This window comes from Pseudomonas agronomica (assembly GCF_025917275.1).
GTDB classification, from domain to species: Bacteria; Pseudomonadota; Gammaproteobacteria; order Pseudomonadales; family Pseudomonadaceae; genus Aquipseudomonas; species Aquipseudomonas agronomica.
This window is the reverse complement of sequence record NZ_JAOSHO010000617.1, coordinates 1-2,606: the sequence shown is the minus strand read 5'-3', so window position 1 is coordinate 2,606 and position 2,606 is coordinate 1. Positions and strand designations below refer to the sequence as shown.

The following is a 2,606-nucleotide window of genomic DNA, read 5'->3' as shown; positions in this document are numbered from 1 at the left end:
TTCGCGAGCAGGCTCGCTCCCACAAGGGATCTCCACAAGGGATTCAGTTGGCTTCAGGCCGACGTATCGCAACCCAAGCGCAACTCGGCGCATAACCCGCCACCCTCGCGATTGCTCAAGGTCAGCGAGCCGCCCATGGCATTCGCCAGTTGTTGGGCGATGGCCAAGCCCAGGCCGGTGCCGCCGGTTTCCCGGTTGCGCGAGCTTTCCACCCGGTAGAACGGCTTGAGCACTTCGGCCAGTTCCTGCTCGCTGATGCCGGGGCCGCGGTCCAGGACCTGGATCGCCAACTTGCCGGTGGCGGCGGGCTGGACCTGGATCTGCGCCGCGCCGCCGAACTTCAAGGCGTTGTCCACCAGGTTGACCAGCACCCGACGCAAGGCATGGGGACGGGTGTCGATGACGGCGGCGTTCTTGCCGGACAATTGCACGTCCTGTCCCGTGTCCTGGTAATCGAACACCAAACTGTCGAGAAACGCGTCCAGGCTGATCCGGCAACTGGCCTCGGTGGCGCCATGGATGCTGCGGGCGTAGGCCACGCCTTCACGCACCAGATGCTCCATTTCGCCCAGGTCGCTGTAGAGCTTGTCTTTCTCGACGCCGTCGTCCATGAACTCGGCCCGCAGTTTCATGCGGGTGATGGGCGTCTGCAAATCATGGGAAATCGCGGCCAACAGGTGCATGCGCTCCTTCAGATAGGCGGCGATGCGGTCCTGCATGGCATTGAAGGCCTTCGCCGCGTGCACCACTTCGGTCGGGCCTTTTTCGTCCAGGCGTACGCCGTGGGCGTTGGGGTCCAGGGTTTCCACCGCTTGGGCCAGCCGGGTGAGGGGGCTGACGGCGATGCGCACGGCCAGCCAAGTGCAGCCGATCAACAGCGCCAATTGCCCGAGCAAGACCATCGGCAGCCAAGGTGAAAGCGGCGCCATGGCCGGGCGCACGTCGATGGTCAACGGGTTGCCGTCCTTCAGCCGCAGGTGCGCCTGGTAGTGCATCGTCGGGCCCGGGATCTGGTTGAAGGTCAACGCATAGGAATCGCCCAGCGCTTCCTGGAGGGAACTGACCGAGATCGGCGCGTTGTCGGGAAGCATCGGCAGGCCAGGCTGGCCTTCGCCAAGCAGATAGCCATAGTTGCGCCGGGCGAGTTTCGGCAGCCAGGCCTCTCGTTCAGCGGCTGGCAGGCGGTCGAGAATGGCGACAGACGTCGAGACGTCGGTCTCCAGGTTGCCGAGCATGGTGTTCTTGGCGCTCTCGTAGCGTTCGTAGTACTGGACGCCGAATGACAAACCCTGGGCCAGCACCAGGCCGATCAGGAAGATCAGCGACAAGCGCGAGGCGAGGGTGCGCGGCCAACGCAGCGGCAGACTCATACCGAGGCCTCGAGGATCTCCACCGGCAGCGAGAACACATAGCCTTCGCTGCGCACGGTCTTGATGTAGGCCGGCTCGCGAGCATCGTCCAACAGGCGCTGGCGCAGGCGACTGACCAGCAAATCGATGGAGCGGTCGAACAGGTCGGCGTCGCGGCCCTGGGTCAGGTTCAGCAACTGGTCGCGGTTGAGCACCCGCTGCGGATGGTCGAGGAATACCCGTAGCAACCGGTACTCGGCGCCGCTCAAGGCCACCATGGTGCCGTCGCTGTCCAGCAGATGCCGGGCCGTGGTATCCAGCCGCCAGCGGCCAAACGCCAGCAGGCGCCCGCTCTCGGTGACCACCAGGTTGGGCGGCAACATGCGCGTGCGCCGCAGCACCGCGTTGATGCGGGCCAGCAGTTCGCGGGCGGCGAAGGGCTTGACCAGGTAATCGTCCGCGCCCATTTCCAGGCCGATGATGCGGTCGGTCTCGTCGTTGCGAGCGGTCAACATCAAGACCGGCGTGGCCTTGTGCTTGCCGGCGCGCAGTTCCCGGCACAACACCAGGCCATCGTCGCCGGGCATCATGATGTCCAGCACGATCAGGTCCACCGGAGTGGTGTCCAGGAAGGCGCGCATTTGCCGGCCATCCGCCACGACGGTGGTGCGCAGGCCGTTCTTTTTCAGGTAGTTGCCTACCAGTTCCCTGATCTCGCGATCGTCATCCACGATTAACACATGATCGACATGATCCATGGTGTTCTGCCCCTTGGCGTTTTGTTGTGGGTGAGTCTACAGCCGGCAGCCGGCCTGGCCCGCGACGGTTTGTATTGCAGTGTATCTGGCGCGCGGCGGATACACAGCGATGCAAAAAGCCTCCGGCTCGATACAGGCGCGATACCTGGACGGCGTTCAATGGCATCCATCGAGGCAGCACGACCGGCCTCTGGAACAAACATCCATTGAATCGAGGACACCGCCATGAACACCAAAGCCATCTACGCCGCCTGCCTGTTCGCCGCACTGAACGTCTGCACCCTGTCGGCCCGGGCCGAAAGCACCGTCCAGCCGCACACCTACAGCTATGGCACCCACCTGGACGTGCGCAAAGTGCTGTCCCTGAGCGAAGACCCGCAACCGGCCTGTGGCGTGGTGAATGCGCGCATGACCTATCTGGATTCGGCGGGGCATGAACAGGCGCTGGACTACCGCAAGCTCTCCAATAACTGCACCAACCAGAATTGACCTTTTCTCG

At 63.8% G+C, this 2,606-nt stretch carries 3 protein-coding genes; 1 reads left to right on the top strand and 2 read right to left on the bottom strand.

What is annotated here, in order from left to right; genetic code table 11:
- Window positions 1–53: 53 nt before the first annotated feature.
- Together OC610_RS25295 and OC610_RS25290 are read right to left on the bottom strand one after the other, a co-directional pair.
- Entirely contained in the window at window positions 54–1,370 is a 1,317-nt protein-coding gene (locus tag OC610_RS25295; RefSeq protein WP_264431757.1) for an ATP-binding protein, read from the bottom strand.
- Window positions 1,367–2,107, bottom strand: a complete 741-nt coding sequence (locus OC610_RS25290) for a response regulator (RefSeq protein WP_030140709.1) — start codon at window positions 2,105–2,107, stop codon at window positions 1,367–1,369. Before OC610_RS25290 ends, OC610_RS25295 begins: the two co-directional genes overlap by 4 nt.
- A 225-nt stretch (window positions 2,108–2,332) precedes the next feature.
- Here OC610_RS25290 and OC610_RS25285 point away from each other — a divergent pair, with 225 nt between their 5' ends.
- Window positions 2,333–2,596 (top strand): DUF2790 domain-containing protein, encoded by a 264-nt coding sequence (locus tag OC610_RS25285; protein WP_264431756.1) that lies wholly within the window; start codon window positions 2,333–2,335, stop codon window positions 2,594–2,596.
- Window positions 2,597–2,606 lie beyond the last annotated feature (10 nt).